Origin of the sequence: Pseudovibrio sp. JE062 (assembly GCF_000156235.1) — a bacterium.
GTDB lineage: Bacteria > Pseudomonadota > Alphaproteobacteria > Rhizobiales > Stappiaceae > Pseudovibrio.
On sequence record NZ_DS996811.1, the window covers coordinates 277,319 to 295,315 of the forward strand.

Consider the following 17,997-nt stretch of genomic DNA (forward strand, 5'->3'; position numbering starts at 1 on the left):
GGCGCTTCAAGTCATTGCCCAAAATGGCCTTACAGAAGTAAGATCTGCCATCAACCAAAGACCATGCTTAAGTCAATATGCCTGCGGAAACCGCTCTGGTTGTAACCATTAGCAAAATTTTCTAGTTATGCTCCGCAATCACCTTCTACTTAGCTTTGTCTTATGCTTTTGCAATTTTCCTCCAGAGGCAAAGGAAAACTGGGGCGCAACTCAAAACGTAGCAATGGCTATTTGAGCAAACTTCTGTTGCACAAAACAAGCACCAACCTAGGCGGATCCCAACACCGACAGGACGGCCTGTCCAAACTGCAAGAAACCTCGTTTAAGAGAGAACGTCCTGAACACAACCTAATATAGAAATATTAAACAGTAGAGTAGAAGTTTGACACCACCGTCGTGCACAACGACGATCTTTACTGTTGCATTAATCCAGCATCGTTAACTCGATAGCAAAAGTGGGAAATATTTTTGACACTACATATCATAATCTGTATAAAAATTTTGCACGATCATATTATATTTGATCGTGATGAAGTGTTTGACTATCGATATTCATATGTTCCGTTTTATTCAATTACTCTTCATTTCTTATTTCTTGACAACACCTCACTGGAGTTCTGCTCAACAGCCTTCCAAAATACCGTTTGAAGTTGGAAAGAGTGGTAAAGCGTACTTGCAAGAAGTCAGGTTCCGCAGCATAGAAACTGATGTTGCTTATTTTTATCCCTTCGGCCCGCCACCTCCGATGGAGACACGACAAGAACCTAAGGCACCACCTGACCTGTCAAATCAGAATGTAGAATGGTCTCTTGGCAGTGTCAGTAATATTGTCTTTTTAGTTTCTACCGGAGTACTGCTGACAATCGGTTATGTGTTCGTCCGTTACGGCGGTAATATTTCTGTCTCAATGAGCCAGAATGCTGGCAATGCTGTACGAGGTTACAACAAGATAGCCCACAGCAGCGGAACTTTGTCACCATCAACATCAAGCAGTTTAGCGAGTATTCTGGGCCTTCAAGACCGACGCGAAGCTCTAATTCAACTTACTCAGGTAGCTCTGGAAGCAGCAATTTCAGCAGATGGAGCGCGACTTCAACGCAGCTGGACAGCACGCGAAGCATTGCGGCATCTACCGGGGGATCAAAGCCATATGAGCGCCCTGCGCAGTCTTGTTCATACTAGTGAGCGTGTGCATTTCGGCGGACGGGATGTAAGCGAAGAAGAGTTTCAATCACATGTCAATGATATAAAGCCGCTGCTGCAGTCTGAGGCCCGCGCATGAGCATTTCTGGACTTGGAGCAAAACGGAGTGGTATGCGGCTCGAAACAATGGCAATTGCTGCCTTTGGGATACTCCTCCTTTTTGTTGTATTTTATGCTGTTTCGCAGCGGCAGCAGTCCCTGAGAGCCTCACCCTCTGGGTTCGATGGGTTGCAGATCTGGCTCACATCCGAAGGCGTCAGCACTCAAAGCTTCTTCGGTGGTTGGCAAGTTAATCAGAACTCTCTCGGTCTGCTGATGATTCCGCTATACGATACAAAGCCTGACAGCAACCGTATCCTACCACGAACCAAGGAAGACCTGCTACTCCAGCAAGATGAGTACGATCTCAACTCGTCTGCGATCCTGGAAAAAATCCGCCGGGTACCAACTCTCGTCATTCTGCCAAAATGGCGCAGCGGAATGCGTCTGGCCAAGGTTGCACATCCCGTTCTGCTGAACGAAGTGTCTGTGAGGGAAAAGTTGCTCCAGAAACTGACCGGACAGAGTTCTGCAAAAATTGTGAATACTAGCCGTCCCTTTAGTGACTTCAAATATATATCAAAAAGTGGCAAAGGATTTTCTGCACGGCTTTATGCCGCGCAAATGTTCACGAGCCCCGGATGCACCCCCATCATTGGATCAGCTGATGCAATGGTTTTGGGTGAATGCTCCGTAAACCGCGGCAAGAACAAGGCGAAAGATACGCAGTTTCTAGTGCTTTCAGATCCTGATCTGTTGAACAATCATGGACTTCGCATGGCAGATAACTCCGCAATCGCAAGCGATTACCTACAGCAGTATGCGAAAGAGCGCAATGTGATGATCGATTACAGCCGTAGCGTGTGGTTGACCGATCCAGAAGCTGGCGTACACCGCGAACGAAGCTGGGCTGATCTCAAACGTTTTTTCGAACCGCCGTTTCTCATCCTCTGGCTAGGCGGGTTTATAGCATTAGTCCTGTTCGTCTGGCGCTCTTGGTTGCGCTATGGTCCGATACGCCATGAGTCTGTGTCTGACACCAGCGGCAAGACGCAGGCATTTTACGCACGAGCCAGACTGATGCGGCTTTGCGATCAGGATGGGGCGTTGATTGATGAATATGCCCGTGCCCGACTAGTAACTTCAGCAGCAGCACTCTTTGGCCCAGCATATTCGCGGCACTATGCTAAGCCAGAGGTGTTTTTAGAATATGTCACGCGCCGTTTTCCCGAACACGCAGTTGCGCTGGAGAGCGTCCTGACAGCAATTCAAAACCTTCCGTTGCGAGTTTCTCCGACAGAGGCAATTCACCATGTTGATGAACTTGAAACGCTATTGGAACAGATAACACATGACACTTGAAACTTTACAAAACCGATCTGATGCTCTTCGAAGCGAGATCGGCAAAACTGTTTTGGGGCAGGAAGACGTGGTCGAAATGCTCCTGATCGCGTTGTTTGCGCGCGGTCACGTGTTATTGGAAGGCCCACCGGGTACTGCAAAAACTTTACTTGGTCGAAGTTTTGCTGCCGCTATGGATCTGAAGTTCGGACGTATCCAGTTCACGCCCGACTTAATGCCGGGTGACGTTCTTGGCACTTCGATCTTCAACTTCCAAACCAATGAATTTGTCCTGACACCGGGTCCAATCTTCACCCAAGTTTTGCTTGCGGATGAGATAAACCGTGCGCCTCCCAAAACACAGGCTGCCCTGCTACAGGCGATGAACGAACGAACCGTTAGCATTGACGGAAGTGATCATTCACTGGGACGCGAGTTCATCGTAGTTGCCACTCAGAATCCGATTGAACAGCAAGGCACCTACCCACTGCCCGAAGCACAGCTGGACCGTTTTTTGTTCAAGTTGGTGATCGACTTCCCACCCGAGAGCGTCGAGTTGGCCATATTGCGTCAACATGCCAGCACGCCAATGGAATCTAGAATGGAAATTGAAGGCTTGGCAAAAGCTCTCGATGCCCAGGCTCTAGCTGAGAGTCGGAAGCTGATAGATGGGATTATTCTGGACGACGACATTCTTTCTTACATCTTGCATCTGGTTCGGGCTACGCGGGAAAGCTCTGAGATCGCCTTTGGCGCGTCGACCCGAGCCGCGGATGCACTTGCTGCCGCGACACGATCGCTGGCAGGACTGAGTGGTCGCGATTTTGCTATCCCTGACGATGTCAAACGATTGTTCGTTCCAGCTCTGCGACATCGTATTGTGCTGGGCCCGTCTGCTGAGATCGAAGGTCGTAGCTCCGCTATGGTACTTGAAAATATTCTCAATCAAATCGAGGCCCCCCGCTGATCCGCCCTTCTCCCCGACTTCTGTTTGCCGCCTGCGTTGCGCTAGTGGTATCGATACTGAACATCGTCCTTGCCGATGGGCAACGTGGGATCGCATTTGCTCCCTGGGGACTACTTGCAGTTCTTACAACCGCTGATTTGTTGCTGTCTTTTTCGCATAGGAAACAGCTAAGTTATAAAATGGTTTCAGAGATTTTCATTGGTGAGAGCCAGACTCTGAAACTAGAGATTCCCCGAATGCCTGCTGGCCTTCAGGCACAGCTGGATTGGCCTGAAGGCCTGAGCGGCGATGCAAAAATCAGTTTTGCAAGGCAGGCGAATGGAGTTGGCATCGCGGAGATTGAATGCCGTGGCGTGAGACGCGGCGTTTGGACCTTTAATCACATCTGGTTGTGTTGGACGTCGAAGTTGAAGCTATTCGAGTTCGTACCGCGGCTTGACTTTGATCTTGAGATAAAAGTAGTCCCCAACATCCGTCTTGTGCAGTCGGGTGAGATCGCTACAAAGGTGCAATCAGCGCTCTATGGTGTAAAAGAAAATCGGGCCGTTGGCGAAGGAGCAGAATTCCATCAGCTGCGAGATTTCGTTCAAGGTATGGATGTTAAATCCATCGATTGGAAACGGTCAGCCAAACGCCGATCATTGGTATCCCGGGAACTGCACGCTGAGCGTAATCACCACGTAATTTTAGCGTTAGACACTGGCTATCTGATGGGAGAGAAAATTGGTAACTTGCCAAAGGTCGACCATGCTATGACCTCAGCACTGGCTGTTGCTTGGGCAGCAGCTATTGGTGGCGACCAAGTGGGCTACTACGCCTATGATCTCCGCCCAAGATCTTTTGTTGCACCGACGCAAGGACGACAGGCTTTTGCCCGACTGCGCAGCTGGAGTAGTGAGCAGACGTACTCAGGGCATGAAACCAACCACACACTTGCACTGACTGAACTGAATGCGCGCACCCCAAAGCGAAGTCTGGTCATTGTATTCACAGATTTTATTGACACCACTTCAGCTGAACTGCTGGTGGAAAATCTGGCCATTCTGTCCAAACGGCATCTGTTGATTTTTGTCGCAATCCGCGATCCAGCGATAGAAGCTTTGATAGAGACACCACCCGAAGACTTGGACGGGGTTGCAGTCCTAGTAGCTGCAAATCAAGCGATAAATGAACGAAGGTTGGTGCTGGAACGGCTCACCCGCTTAGGTATTACGGTGTTAGATGCTACCCCAGAAACTGTGACTGGGCGGTTGATCTCGACCTATCTTGAAATCAAGGCACGGGAGATGATCTGATGTCGAAAGCCGATCTCATTCGTTCTACCCGGTTCCGGAAGGAACGCGAAACCGATTGGTTACGGCTCGAAGAACTGGTAGCTCGGGCAGAGCGCGATGGCCTTCAACGGATGGATTTTGCTGAAGCCCGCGATCTTGCTGCGCTCTACCGGCAAGCGACAAGCTCCTTGGCGATCGCTCGAGAAATTTCGCTAGATCAGGCATTGTTGAATTACCTCGAAGCCCTAACAGCCCGGGCTTACCTATCAGTCTATGCGCCACAAGAACGACTGGGCGGACTGTTCAGTAAGTTTTTTTCACAAAGTGCGCCGCAAGCAATACGCCGATCATGGCTGTTTATTGCCATTGGATTTCTGAGCATGGGCTTGGGAGTATTGGTTGGCTATCAGCTTTATTTGGAAAACCCGGCCTGGTATCAAGTGTTCATGCCTGCTGAGCTTGCTAGCGGTCGCGGTCCTTCTTCAACCACTGAGGAGTTACGGCAGGTTATCTATAACAATAGCCCATCAACCTCTGGTCTGGGAGCCTTCGCAACAACTCTATTCTCGCATAACACCCGCATCGCTATTTTTATCTTCGGGCTTGGGGTGTTCCTCTGTGCTCCCGCAATCGTTTTAACATTCTACAATGGCCTGATACTGGGCGCATTCTATGCTCTTCATGTTGAACATGGATTAGGAGTTGATGTGGGGGGCTGGCTATCCATTCATGGGGTCACAGAGATTTCTGCAATATGTATCGCGTGCGGCGGTGGTTTACAGCTGGGCACCGCAGTACTGTTCCCCGGCAATAAAACTCGCAAACAAGCATTATACCACGCAGGCCGGGACGCTGCGAAACTGGCTTTGGTAGCTGCGGTTATGCTTATTGCTGCGGCATTTCTGGAAGGGTTCATGCGACAACTCGTTCAGGATGTCGCCGTTCGCTATACATTAGGCTGGGGGATCGGTTTATGTTGGCTCGCTTGGTTCATCCTGGGCGGAAAGGCACGATCATGAATCTGCAATTGCGGAAGGGTAAAAAGCTCAATCCACCAGTAGGAGAACTGGTGCCGCCGGAGGGGGTCCCCATCAAGCTGAAAGTGGCAGGCTTGGGAGTGCGGTTAGCAGCACAGATTACTGATATCATACTTACTCTGATTGCCGCAGTTTGCCTGTTGATCCTTGTTGCATTCGTGGGTTTAAGCGCACCCCAAACACTCATAGCAATCGGGAGCTTGATATTCTTCGTCATCCGAGTGCCCTATTACGTTATGTCTGAGCTCGCTTGGAACGGCCAGACCTTGGGCAAGCGGCTAATGAAAATTAAAGTTGTATCACACGATGGAACATCGCTTAGTACTCATTCATTGGTTCTACGCAACCTTATGAAAGAAGCTGAAATTTTCCTTCCTGCTACTTTACTTATATCCCTTGATGCAGCTTCCCCACTCGCCTCGGGACTGGCACTTAGCTGGATTGCCATTGGATTAATGGTGCCGGTTTGCAACCGGTACCGGCAAAGGTTGGGTGACATGGTGGCGGGAACCCACGTCATCCATCAACCTGTGCCTGTGCTGCTTAGGGACTTAGCAGAGCAACCCGTTCTACAGATCGCCAAGAAAGAAGAATTTGTATTTTTTACACATCAGCTTGAACACTATGGTGCTTTCGAACTGCAGACCTTGGAAACACTCTTGCGTGCGCAGGAAACGGTTACAGGACTTGAGAGCAACCGTGGGGGGCAAAGAGCCACTATTGAAGCTGTTGTTGAGAAGATCCGGCGAAAAATTGATTATGCAAACAAAGTGCCCGAAGAAAACAGGCTTGAGTTTTTGCGAGCGTTCTATAATGCGCAACGTGCACATTTGGAACAACGTCAGCTGTTTGGAGAGCGGCGTAAAGACAAAAACTATGCCGCTGAAGTCATTCAGACCTGAGGCAATAATATTGTAAATACCTTCTACTTTCTGCGCAATAAGCTTGCATTCCACCCTCTAAAGTTTAAATAATTGCATATTTAAATCTATACGAGCACAAATTAAGCCACAGACTCCTTAACGGCATGTGCAGAACAAATCTGAAGGATAAGCATGACTATTTCAGCAGATATTGATGACCGGATGGCTCTGGGCGTCGGCACTATCATTGGAGATAGCTTTTCAATCTTCTTTAAACACCTCATACCGATCGCCCTCATGGCCTTTGTCCCCATCCTGCTGAGTCTACTCGTCAGCAGCACACTAATCGGATTCGATGCGGCATTGGGTACGGGCACACCTGAGTTCAGTTCTTCAATCGGATTAGGGGCTTGGGGAATAGCGATAGTATTACAAGTTTCTTTTTATAGCTTGGTGACCGCACTGCTTGTTCAGCTGGCTTATGATGCAAAGCTTGGGCGGACAATCCAACTCGGCCGCTACGTTGCATCAGCCATTCGGGCAGCTATTCCAATTGCCATTCTTTCAACGATAGCTGGTTTAGTAATAGGGATCGCGACCCTTGCGCTGATCATTCCCGGCCTTTGGGCGTATGCTGTATTTTCTATGATCGCCCCGGCTGTCGTGATCGAACGGGTAGGCTTCGGTGGCCTTGGAAGAAGCATAAATCTGACTAAAAACTACCGTTGGCCAATCCTCGGGGTAGTGATTCTGATTGGTATCATCGTTGCAATTTTCAACTTTATTGCAGGTTTCGCTGCGAGTCTCACAATTGGTTCGGGTCAGATTATGGCAGCGCTTGCGTACCTTATTCCTTCAGCATTAGGCGCAGGTCTGAGTGGCGTATCCATTGCACTGACCTATGCAAGATTACGTGAAATCAAGGAAGGCGTGAGTGTCGATCAGATCGCATTGGTTTTTGATTAATATCCAAGCAAAACGGATTAGGTAAGTGAAGTGGGCTGCCTACAGCACCATCCAACGCTAGCCCAGTAGACTGGGCTAGCGTTGGATGGTGCTGTAGGCAAAAATGATCCTCTAAATTTATTTACTTCTATGACTCAAGCTTGCAGTCTGCATTGTAGCTACTGACGCTGAACAGATTTACTTCGGCCTATAGACCATAGACAAAATGAAGTTAGGTTATCACTTGTACACTCCCATGCCACGATCGGTTACGTGAAGAATTTTTGTGGTGTCTCCAGAGACCAGCTTTCCGCTGCACCCAAACCTTGACCTGACGCTAAGATTGAGAGTGCTTCGTGTTCACGCGAATAGTTCGTTTAGGATACTTGTGGGAATGTTCAATACTCACAAAAACGCATCTGAGCTAAAGTAGATATTCGCGCCATGCTTTTGTGAAGCTCTTTCATCTGCGTGTTCAGAAAGGTGAGCTTGACTGTGATATCTGACAGGCGGTTGTAAAACGCGAAGGCGACGGCCAGAAAAATGCCAGTAACGACAATAACAATGAGTTCCATGGAAACCTGAGGAAGCAAGTAATAAAGAAAAACAGTGCAGCAAACCTACACCCATTGCCCGTTAAGAGCCACGACTATCTTTCGCGTGGCTGACCTGTGATCCTCAAGAACTTCATCAAAAAAGGCAGAAGATGCATCTCCATCTCCTGCCTTCCAATCTCATTGAACTCTGAACTTGCTGAGCCTACAGCCCCAGCTGCTCCTTCAGACCGTTTATGAAGGTGGCATCATCGAGGGCTTTGCGGTTGTCGAGGAATTGGACGGCGTCGGGGCCGGCGCGGTAGCGCAGGGTGTCGGTGCCATCGGTGACGGCGGTGTAGATGACTTCTGCGACCACGATCGGGTCAGAGGACGGCATGTCGCCGCTCATTGCACCGAAAAAGGCCTGCACTACGCCCTGGTATTCCGTCAGGCTTTCATCATTAGTGAAGTCGAAGGAACGGCCCGCGAAGTCGGTCCGGATCATGCCCGGCTCTACGATCTTCATTTTGATACCAGCAGCTTCCAGCTCGTAGTGCAGCGCTTCAGAGATCCCTTCAACAGCGAACTTGGTGCCGTGGTAGAGCGCACCAAGTGGGAAAGTCATCTGACCGCCAATGGATGAGATGTTGACGATGGTGCCAGACTTGTTGGCGCGCAGGTGTGGCAGAACACCCTTGGTCACGGCAATCAGACCAATCACGTTGGTTTCAAACTGGCGGCGGATTTTGTCCATAGAAAACGCTTCCAGCGGACCATAGGCACCGTATCCTGCGTTGTTGAGCAGCACGTCAATCTTGCCAAAACGCGCGATACCTTCTGCAACAGCAGCTTCAATGGACGCTTCATCGGTCACATCCAGACGTGTGACGAGAGTGTTGTCGAGTTTGGTCAGCTCTTCTTCTTTTTCCGGCTGGCGCATGGTGGCGATGATGTTCCAGCCTTTGCCGTGGAAGTACTTTGCCGTGGATTTGCCGATACCGGAAGATGCGCCAGTGATAAGGATTGTGTTGGACATGAGAAACTCCTGAAACCCTGTGTGAAGCCTCTTTGCGAGAGACCTCACTTGTTGTTCTTTGTCCCTTTCAAACTAGGGATCACCTAGGAGTTACACAAAGCCATATCGCGCCAAATGACTCGCAAATGACGCCAATTTTTCATCAGCCTCCACGCTGCACCTGGTACAGTTACGGAGGGCTGTTCGACCAATTACTGGCGGGCTGCGTTAACGGGTCGCAACTGCATTCGCGCTATTACAGGCTACAAAAAGCCACAGAGAAGTGGGTATTCTGGCTCAGCTGATTGGCAAAGTCCCGAAGGACAACAAGAACAATAAAGATTCCTGCCGCCGCAGCTGCCAGTATTTTGGAGCTGATTATGCAAAACGGACTGGAACACAGCACTGCAATGCACGAGCTTCCCGTCTCCCAGCAGCCGGAGGTCGACTATGTGCGCGTCCGCTTTGCAGGAGACTCGGGCGACGGCATTCAGATGACGGGCACGCGGCTGGCCGAAAGCGCGGCCAGATTTGGCAATGACATTGCAACCTTTCCTGACTTTCCAGCGGACATCCGTGCCCCAAGCGGCACAATCTATGGCGTCTCAGCTTATTCCCTCAACATCGGCCACACGGAAGTTGATACATTCGGCGATGAGACCGATGCGCTTGTGGCGCTGAACCCGGCTGCCCTGCGCAAATATCTGGAAGGTGTGAAGCAGAACGGCCTGCTCATCATCGATATGGATGCGTTTACCGAGCGGGCTATCGCCAAGGCGGGCTTTTCCGGCAACCCGCTTGAAGATGGCTCTCTCACCAGCTTCCGTGTTCTGCCGCTGGAGATCACCAGCAATACAGAAAAGGCATTAAAGGAAACCGGACTTTCTGCCAAGGATGCCCGCCGCTGCAAGAACATGTGGACCCTAGGCCTCGTGCTTTGGCTGTTTGAGCGTTCCACCGCAGATGTTGAGCATTGGATCGAACAGAAGTTCCACAAAAAGCCAGAGGTCGCCAAAGCCAACATCATGGCTCTGCAGGCAGGCCATCTTTATGGCGAGGTCGCAAATCTGCCGCCGGATGTCTCCCGTTACCGCATTCAGCCCGCTCCTCTGATGGAAGGGGAGTACCGCTCCATTAATGGCAACGAGGGCATGGCTTATGGTCTCTATGCCGGTGCTACTCTTGCCAATCTTGAGCTGTTTTATGGCTCCTACCCAATCACCCCGGCCTCTCCCTTGCTGCACACCATGGCAAAGCTGAAAGAGCTGGGTGCGATTTCGTTTCAGGCAGAAGATGAGATTGCCGCCATCTGCGCCGCTATCGGTGCGTCTTACGCTGGTCATCTGGGTGTGACCGGTTCTTCCGGTCCGGGTATTGCACTGAAGACAGAGGCCATTGGCCTTGCCATCATGACTGAGCTGCCACTGGTGATCGTGAATGTGCAACGCGGCGGGCCTTCCACCGGTTTGCCAACCAAGACGGAACAATCAGATCTGTTTCAGGCCATCTGGGGTCGCAACGGTGACGCACCGCTGCCCGTTATTGCGCCCGCCCATCCGGGGGAGTGTTTTGACATGGGCGTGGAAGCAGCCAAGCTTGCCACCAAACATATGACCCCACTTATGGTGCTGACTGATGGCTACATCGCCAACGCCAGTGCCCCGTGGAAACTGCCGGACTTCAGCGATCCGGCTTATGAACCGTTCCCCGTTGAGCAGGTTAAGGACCCGAACGGGTTCCTGCCGTATGACCATGACCCAGAAACCATGGCCCGCCCATGGGCTGTGCCCGGCACGGCTGAGCTGATGCACCGCATTGGCGGGCTGGAGAAGCAGGCGGGCAGTGGCAACATCTCTTATGACGGTGAAAACCACCAGCTCATGACCCAGATCCGCGCGCAGAAGCTGGAGGCGATTGCCAAGAGCATTCCGCTGCAGCATGTAGAATCTGGCAAGACCACCGGCAAACTGGCTTTGCTGGGATGGGGCTCCAGCTGGGGGCCAATCCGCGTGGCGGCCCGCCGGGCGGAGCTGGAAGGCAAATCCGTCTCTCACATTCACCTGCGCCATCTCTGGCCGCTTCCGCCTAATCTGGAACAGCTGCTCTCCGGCTTCGACCGGGTGATCATTCCGGAAATGAACAACGGGCAGCTTGCAACGGTGCTGCGCAGCCAGATGGATATTCCGGTTGAGAGCGTTTCCTGCGTGAAGGGACGTCCGTTCCTCGTTCGCGAAATTGCAAAAATCATCGACGATGCGCTGGGAGCTTAATCATGACTGATCTGAAACCAAAAGATTTCGCCAGCTCCCTTGATGTTCGCTGGTGCCCCGGTTGCGGCGACTACGCTGTTTTGAAAAGCCTGCACAAGATGCTGGCAGATACGGGCGCAAAGCTGGAGGACACTTTGTGTGTTTCCGGTATCGGTTGCTCCTCCCGCTTGCCATATTACATGGCAACCTATGGCTTCCATACGATCCATGGCCGCGCACCTGCCATTGCCTCCGGTGCCAAGCTGGCCAATCCGGAACTGGATGTTTGGGTGTTCACTGGTGATGGTGACGGCCTATCCATCGGCGGCAACCATCTGCTCCATGCCCTGCGCCGAAATCTGGATATGCAGATCGTTCTGTTCAACAACCAGATCTACGGCCTGACCAAGGGCCAGTATTCGCCAACCTCCCAGAAGGGCGTACGCACGCCGAGCTCTCCGGGTGGTACAGTGGAAATGCCGCTCAATCCGGCCCGTTTCGCTATTGGCGCTGGCTCCAAGTTCATCGCGCGCAGCATTGATACGCAGGCCAAAGTGCTTGGTCCTATTCTGGAAGCTGCCCGCGCGTTTGATGGCACAGCCTTTGTGGAAGTGCTGCAGAACTGCGTGATCTTCAACGACGGTGTGTTTGATCACCTGAAGGACAAAAAGCAGGGGCCAGACCACACCATCGTGGTGGAACATGGTCAGCCCATGGTATTTGGCGTTAATAAAGACAAAGGCATCCGCGCAAAAGCAGGTGGCTTTGGACTGGAAGTCGTTTCACTGGAAGAGGGCGGCTGCACGGAAGCAGATCTGCTGGTGCATGATGAGACCAACCACGCACTGGCTGTTGCTCTGGCAGAGCTGGGCGAAAAAGACAGTGAACCAACCGTCCTCGGCATCCTGTTCCGCGAGCCTGCAACTGAGTTTGGTGCCGCCAGCCGCGTTGGCCTGCCAGAAAAACCGCTGAGCATGAACGAAAAACTCACCCGCCTCTCCGCAACCCTACGCGCTGCAGAAACGTGGGATGTGGGAGAAGACGCAGCTTAAGCTTAAAACTCAGCGGAGCCTGATGGTTCTCCTTTCTGGCTCTGCTGAAATCCTCTCAGATCTCAGTTCCCCCTCAGCTCAGGACGCTTATGCCTTGCGAAGCTCTGAGCAATTGATGAGTATGGGCGCACTAATATCGTTGGGGGGAACAACATGGAAAAAGTAACGGGTATTGGCGGTGTCTTCTTCAGAGCGAAAGATCCTGCGGCCATAGCTCAGTGGTACGAGCAACACTTGGGCATCAATCTGGCGCCGACAAATATGGAAATGACGCCTTGGGTGTCGAATGAAGGCGTCACCGTGTTTTCACCCTTCGCTGAGGACACGGATTACTTTCCGCCACAGAACAACTTCATGCTCAACTTCCGCGTGGCTGATTTGGACAGGATGCTCAACCAGCTTCGTGAGGCTTCTATTGAGATCTCTCAGGAGCAAGCCATGGATGGTATTGGCCGCTTTGCCAGAATTCATGATCCGGAAGGCAATCCCATTGAACTTTGGGAACCTGTCGCTTAACGCGCCCTTCACGTTCAAAACCGGAAAGAGCCTGCGAATATAACCATTTGCGGGCTCTTGCCTTGACAGAGTGTGTTTCACCTCCCACGTCTGCGGCCAGAACAGATGCGGGGAATGGACATGACACTGGAAAAGATCTGGCAGGAGTATCGCGCGGCGCTCAAAGCGTTTTTGCATTCCAAGCTGAGCAATCCGGCGGATGTGGACGATCTTCTGCAGGACATTTTAATCAAGACTTTTGAGAAACGCGGTGAGCTAAAAGACCAGACCGCGCTCAAGTCCTGGCTGTTTCAGGTCGCCAACAATGCCATCATCGACCATTACCGCAAGAACGCCACACGCAGTGACACCTCCGCCGCTGAGGATTGGCACAAGCAGGATGCCGCCAGCATCGAGCAGGATCTGGCTGTGTGCATCCGCCCGTTCATCGCCTCATTGCCTTATGACAGTGCCGAGCTGCTGACCCGTATTGATCTGGAGGGAATCTCGCAGAAGGATCTGGCCGCAGAGATGGGCATCAGCTACTCCACGCTGAAGTCCCGGGTGCAAAAGAGCCGCGGTCAGATGCGTAAACTCTATGAGGATTGCTGCAAGATGACGTTGGACACCGAAGGCCGCGTCGCAGATTATCAAGAAAAATCAGATAGCTGTAAGAATTGCTAGATTTTCTTTCGTCTTTTCTCGTCCTCGTCCGTCTAACAGGCGAAACACAACGAGGATACAAAGATGCTCAAGATCATCAGCTATAAAATCTGCCCGTTTGTCCAGCGCGTCACTGCCATGCTGGAAGCCAAGCAGATGCCCTATCAAATCGACTACATCAGCCTGAAAGACAAGCCCGACTGGTTCCTGGAAATCTCCCCCAATGGACAAGTGCCTGTGCTGATCACCGAAAACGGTACAGCGCTCTTTGAGTCAGATGCCATTGTCGAGTACATCGACGAAATCGCACCGCCGCTGCATCCTGCGCTTTCACCAGAGCAAAAGGCGATTGAGCGGGCGTGGAGCTATCAAGCCGCCAAGAACTATCTGGTTCAGTGCAGCACCATGCGCAGTCATGACAGGGCCACACTGGAAGAACGCGCTGAAAAGCTGAATGCCCTGTTTGCCAAAGCCGAAAAGCAGATCTCGGGGGAGGGGTTCTTCTTCGGCCCTCAGCCCGGCAACGTGGATATGGCATGGCTGCCTCTGCTTCACCGGGCAGACATCATCCAGCGCCATGCGGGCTATGATTTCGTGAAGAATTTCCCCTCTGTGAAGGCATGGCAGAAACGTCTGCTGGCAACAGGTCTGGCAGAAAAGTCCGTTTCAGAAGACTTTGAAGAGCTGTTCGTCAACTTCTACCTCTCCGACCAGACTTATCTGGGCTCCGGGAAGTGCTGTGACTCTCCAAAGGAAGATGTCTGTAAAACAGGCGCTTGCTGTTAAGACGGAGACACAAGAAGAGCGGCCCCAATCCGCTCTTCTTGGTAGTGCGAGCGTTACAGCGCTTTATGCGCCGTCATCACGATCATGCCTCGCTCCACAAAATCGCTTTCCACCTCAAGCCCGTGTGCCGCGAAGGCTCGCCGCACATCATCAGCAGAGAGTTTGATTTTTGGATAAGCACTGCGTTTCAACTGCCAGCCGTCGTTGGTGCGCACATGGATGAGATCATGCACCATCACGTGTTGCTCCTGATCTTCCAGAAAGCACATCATGATGCGGTCTTCATCACTGTTCACTGGAATGAACCGATTTACACCCGTCGGCACATTACTCAGATCGCGCCAGGAGAACACCAGTTTGCCACCGGGTTTCAGGCCACCAGCCAGATCTGCAATTAGTTTCTCTACTTCGGTCACACTGCCCAGATGGGTGAGCGTGTCGCCCATACACAGCGCAGCATCGACAGGTACTGAAATAATCGCTGAAACATTGCGGATGTCTTCTCGCAAACAGGTGATCCGATCTCCATGGTCCCGCTGTTGCAGCTCCTTCAGCAGGTGAGGCGAGGTGTCAACGGCAGTCACGTGCTCAAACCCCATTTGCACCAGCGCCATGGATTGAAAGCCGGAGCCAGCACCAAGATCAATCGCGGTTTGACCCTGACTGAGACCAGCCCGTTTCAGCAGCGCCCGTTGCTCAGCAACCTTTTCATCAAAAGGCATGCGGAACATCCATGTATAATGTTCAGCCAGCAGGATCTCATAGTGATCTTCGTAGCTCATATATAGTCTCGCAAAATCTCTTGCGCCGATGACCCGTCCTATAGAGGTATGGGTTGGTCATCCCGGCATGTAAATTCATAAAACAGAATTCGGCAGGCTTCCGATATGAGGTGAGTGCGCTCCATTTCTCCAATCAGAGAAAGACGACCGTCCCTTCCTTGCAGCATGCACAGTTTAATCATCAAAGATCCTGCCACGCCACAAACACAACATTATTTCTCGTCAGAGAAGCCTACTTCATCATTCAAACAACGAATCCATTTTTTTAGAAAACACTTTGCGACATTACAGAATGAAAAAGACAGGCCTTTCTCTCATCGCCGCCACTTTACTCGGCAGCCTCACAGCTCTTCCAGCCCATGCCCAACTGGACTGCACCAACAAACCACCGTTGCAAGAACGGTTCACTGTCAACGGCGCTTTGGTCAAGCAGACCGGATATGCTTTGGAATGGAAGCGATGTGCTGAAGGCATGGCATGGGAAAGCGAGGCACAAACCTGTACCGGCGAGCCGCTGGAACTCACTCAGGATGTGGCCGCTTCCCACTTTACTGATAACGCAGAAGGATGGCGCCTCCCGACTATTCGCGAACTCTACGGTCTTCTGGATTCCACATGCGCTGAAAAAGAAGAGCTTCACGCCATCTTTCCAGACCTCGCAACACCTGCATTCATCGACTATGCCGACTTCTGGTCTGCCACGGGTGATCGAAAGCTGGAAGGCATGTACTACTATCTGGATTTCGTCACCTACGCCCTCGACTTTCACAGCCAAGGCTACTCTCTCGCCGTTCGCGCCGTGCGCGACAGCAAGTAAACCTCTCCCTAAAGGCGCACTGCGTAGTGTTCTGCCAGCAGGTTTCGCTCAGAGCTTCACAGCGCACTTTTAGGCCCGCGATACCTTCATTTCCCAGATGACCTTACCAAGGGATTCCCTTGCATTGAGGCTTGTACTGTCATTTTCGGGCTTTTGACTCGGCTAAAAACGGCTTTCGATATGTTTCGGATAGGTGTTTTCCCGATTTTTCTTTCTCAATCTAATAAATTTTGCAGCATCATGATTTGCAATCTAAAGATGTAATAGTCATACAAAACAAACACTTGCAGCTGCAGTAAAAAGCAAGTGGCTCAAAGGCTTCTTTCATCCCCGCCGCATACACAGAAAAGTGTAAGCAAGGGGGTTGAAGATCAAAGAAAAACAAGACTAATAGCGCGCAGGATTATTGTAGATTAAACGCTTAACACTCAGAGCCCAGCCTGAGAAATATTAGGCGGATTTCTTTAAAGCACTTTGCGACCAATAATAATGACGAAACGACCATTTTCACTGGCCGGGTTTGCCACCCTTTTTGCTCTTAGTTTGCCAGCCCCAACACTTGCCGAAGTCGATTGCAGCAACAAACCTCATATCCGCGATAGGTTCTCTGTAAGTGGCCCCTTTGTGAAGCAGCTGGACCAGCCATTGGAATGGAAGCGTTGTGCAGAGGGCACCCGATGGGATTCAAAGAAGCGCCGCTGTTATGGCGAACCACTGCTGATCTCGCAGGATCAAGCCGTGCTGCGCTTTGAGGACAATAAGAATGGCTGGCGTCTGCCAACCATTCAGGAACTCTTCAGCCTGCTCTACTCAACCTGTGCCAACAGGAAAGAGCTTCGCACGCTGTTCCCGGATCTGAGACTACCAATCTTCAGAGAATCCGCGCACTTCTGGTCAACAACGCAAGATGAAGACCTGACGCGCATGTACTACTATCTGGACTTCAAAAGCTACGCCCTCGACTTTCACAGCCAAGGCTACTCCCTCGCCGTCCGCGCCGTACGCGACACCAACTAATCCTACTGAGCAAACAGGAAGTGGTCTTCCCATTCGCTGTGGGGGATCAGGTCGCCGCTTAGGAATTCCAGGGCGGTGACGAGGTTTGTGGTGGGGTTCCAGGTGCATTTATAGGTGAGGTGGTACCATTCGCCTTTGCTGCGGAAAGCGGCGCCTTCTGCGGTGACGGTGTCGCCGAAGACCACCGGGTCTTTGTAGGCGAAGGCGACCACGCGTTCCGGGTTGAAGCTCTCGTTCCAGAGATGGATCTGCTCCATCACTTCCAGATTACACAGCTGTTCACGCTGATCTGATGGGTCGAACAGAACCAGAGACTCTTTCAGTTCCTTGTTCTCCGGTGCTTCCAGCAGGCGGCCAAGCTGGAAGTTGTCGGCGATCACCGGTTGAGGGCCTTTGACTGGCTCCTCCCGCACCACGGGCGGTGGCAGCTCCTGCGGTTTGTCCTCCACGATTGGAGCAGGGGAGAGGGAGGCCGTAGGCGGCTCCTCAACAACAGGCGGGGCGAACAGCTTTTCAAACTGGGCCGTGCCGATGAGTTCGACACCAATGCTTTTGACGGGCCGGGCACGAAACCCACGGGGTAGGTTGGACATGGCCAGCAGCCAGAAGGCAAACAGATGCGCCAGAAGCGAGAAGGTGAAAAGCATCGTGTAGGTCTTGTTAGATCCTACAAATACATAGTCTGTTCGTTCTGCTTGCAGCACCTGCACGGAATCACACCTGCATCCTACCCCTGATTGCACTCAGAGTTGTGGCAGAACACGGCGAAAATCCGGCAGTCATCCCTCACATTTCACTTTACCCGCAACTGATTAGAGATTGTTGCCAGGGTTTAAAACCTGCGCACAGCGCATGGCAGGTATCGCGCGTCTGACAAGCTATTTTAGAATTATTTGACATTGCACAAATATGAATA

General features: G+C 51.6%; 18 protein-coding genes. 14 read left to right on the forward strand and 4 right to left on the reverse strand.

The genetic code is table 11. The features are described 5' to 3' along the window. Nucleotides 1–538: 538 nt before the first annotated feature. The 7 genes from PJE062_RS18085 to PJE062_RS18115 all read left to right on the forward strand — a co-directional run bounded on the left by PJE062_RS18085 (nucleotide 539) and on the right by PJE062_RS18115 (nucleotide 7,690). Nucleotides 539–1,282, forward strand: coding sequence for a DUF4129 domain-containing protein (locus PJE062_RS18085; RefSeq protein ID WP_208982384.1), 744 nt, complete (start codon nucleotides 539–541; stop codon nucleotides 1,280–1,282). Beyond that, nucleotides 1,279–2,604 carry a hypothetical protein gene (locus tag PJE062_RS18090; RefSeq protein ID WP_008550985.1) on the forward strand — a complete coding sequence of 442 codons (1,326 nt, stop codon included), beginning with the start codon at nucleotides 1,279–1,281 and terminating at the stop codon, nucleotides 2,602–2,604. Before PJE062_RS18085 ends, PJE062_RS18090 begins: the two co-directional genes overlap by 4 nt. Then, a complete protein-coding gene (locus PJE062_RS18095; protein WP_008550865.1) occupies nucleotides 2,594–3,550 on the forward strand; it encodes a MoxR family ATPase in 957 nt (318 codons plus the stop codon). Before PJE062_RS18090 ends, PJE062_RS18095 begins: the two co-directional genes overlap by 11 nt. A gap of 44 nt (nucleotides 3,551–3,594) precedes the next feature. Beyond that, complete coding sequence (locus PJE062_RS18100) at nucleotides 3,595–4,845, forward strand: DUF58 domain-containing protein (protein WP_008551007.1); 1,251 nt, start codon at nucleotides 3,595–3,597, stop codon at nucleotides 4,843–4,845. After that, a complete protein-coding gene (locus PJE062_RS18105; protein WP_008551240.1) occupies nucleotides 4,845–5,843 on the forward strand; it encodes a stage II sporulation protein M in 999 nt (332 codons plus the stop codon). The genes PJE062_RS18100 and PJE062_RS18105 overlap by 1 nt, the downstream gene beginning before the upstream one ends. Then, the gene (locus PJE062_RS18110; RefSeq protein ID WP_037037566.1) at nucleotides 5,840–6,763 is read left to right on the forward strand and encodes an RDD family protein; all 924 of its coding nucleotides are present in this window, start codon (nucleotides 5,840–5,842) and stop codon (nucleotides 6,761–6,763) included. Before PJE062_RS18105 ends, PJE062_RS18110 begins: the two co-directional genes overlap by 4 nt. A gap of 153 nt (nucleotides 6,764–6,916) precedes the next feature. Further along, nucleotides 6,917–7,690 (forward strand): hypothetical protein, encoded by a 774-nt coding sequence (locus PJE062_RS18115; RefSeq protein WP_008551110.1) that lies wholly within the window; start codon nucleotides 6,917–6,919, stop codon nucleotides 7,688–7,690. Between the two features lie 377 nt (nucleotides 7,691–8,067). Here the strand turns inward: PJE062_RS18115 and PJE062_RS26395 are convergent, their stop codons facing one another. Next, nucleotides 8,068–8,244: a hypothetical protein gene (locus PJE062_RS26395; RefSeq protein ID WP_008550876.1), complete on the reverse strand. Its 177-nt coding sequence runs from the start codon at nucleotides 8,242–8,244 to the stop codon at nucleotides 8,068–8,070. Between the two features lie 184 nt (nucleotides 8,245–8,428). Continuing rightward, nucleotides 8,429–9,241 (reverse strand): SDR family oxidoreductase, encoded by an 813-nt coding sequence (locus tag PJE062_RS18120; RefSeq protein WP_008550784.1) that lies wholly within the window; start codon nucleotides 9,239–9,241, stop codon nucleotides 8,429–8,431. A 359-nt stretch (nucleotides 9,242–9,600) separates the two neighbouring features. Here PJE062_RS18120 and PJE062_RS18125 point away from each other — a divergent pair, with 359 nt between their 5' ends. The 5 genes from PJE062_RS18125 to PJE062_RS18150 all read left to right on the forward strand — a co-directional run bounded on the left by PJE062_RS18125 (nucleotide 9,601) and on the right by PJE062_RS18150 (nucleotide 14,465). Next, nucleotides 9,601–11,490 (forward strand): 2-oxoacid:acceptor oxidoreductase subunit alpha, encoded by a 1,890-nt coding sequence (locus tag PJE062_RS18125; protein ID WP_008550937.1) that lies wholly within the window; start codon nucleotides 9,601–9,603, stop codon nucleotides 11,488–11,490. A 2-nt stretch (nucleotides 11,491–11,492) separates the two neighbouring features. Next, entirely contained in the window at nucleotides 11,493–12,521 is a 1,029-nt protein-coding gene (locus PJE062_RS18130; RefSeq protein ID WP_008550957.1) for a 2-oxoacid:ferredoxin oxidoreductase subunit beta, read from the forward strand. Nucleotides 12,522–12,674: 153 nt separating this feature from the next. Beyond that, on the forward strand, nucleotides 12,675–13,037 hold the full coding sequence (locus tag PJE062_RS18140; protein WP_008550988.1) for a VOC family protein: 363 nt from the start codon (nucleotides 12,675–12,677) through the stop codon (nucleotides 13,035–13,037). Between the two features lie 120 nt (nucleotides 13,038–13,157). Further along, entirely contained in the window at nucleotides 13,158–13,700 is a 543-nt protein-coding gene (gene sigZ, locus PJE062_RS18145) for an RNA polymerase sigma factor SigZ (protein ID WP_208982385.1), read from the forward strand. Nucleotides 13,701–13,763: 63 nt separating this feature from the next. Continuing rightward, a complete protein-coding gene (locus PJE062_RS18150; protein ID WP_008551201.1) occupies nucleotides 13,764–14,465 on the forward strand; it encodes a glutathione S-transferase family protein in 702 nt (233 codons plus the stop codon). 53 nt (nucleotides 14,466–14,518) lie between these two features. Here PJE062_RS18150 and PJE062_RS18155 read toward each other — a convergent pair whose 3' ends face one another. Then, entirely contained in the window at nucleotides 14,519–15,247 is a 729-nt protein-coding gene (locus PJE062_RS18155; RefSeq protein ID WP_008550914.1) for a bifunctional 2-polyprenyl-6-hydroxyphenol methylase/3-demethylubiquinol 3-O-methyltransferase UbiG, read from the reverse strand. A 292-nt stretch (nucleotides 15,248–15,539) separates the two neighbouring features. Here PJE062_RS18155 and PJE062_RS18160 point away from each other — a divergent pair, with 292 nt between their 5' ends. Then, complete coding sequence (locus PJE062_RS18160; RefSeq protein WP_008550881.1) at nucleotides 15,540–16,064, forward strand: DUF1566 domain-containing protein; 525 nt, start codon at nucleotides 15,540–15,542, stop codon at nucleotides 16,062–16,064. Between the two features lie 489 nt (nucleotides 16,065–16,553). Next, entirely contained in the window at nucleotides 16,554–17,081 is a 528-nt protein-coding gene (locus PJE062_RS18165) for a DUF1566 domain-containing protein (RefSeq protein ID WP_037037571.1), read from the forward strand. A 2-nt stretch (nucleotides 17,082–17,083) separates the two neighbouring features. Here the strand turns inward: PJE062_RS18165 and PJE062_RS18170 are convergent, their stop codons facing one another. Beyond that, the gene (locus PJE062_RS18170; protein ID WP_008551035.1) at nucleotides 17,084–17,791 is read right to left on the reverse strand and encodes a DUF930 domain-containing protein; all 708 of its coding nucleotides are present in this window, start codon (nucleotides 17,789–17,791) and stop codon (nucleotides 17,084–17,086) included. Nucleotides 17,792–17,997: the final 206 nt, after the last annotated feature.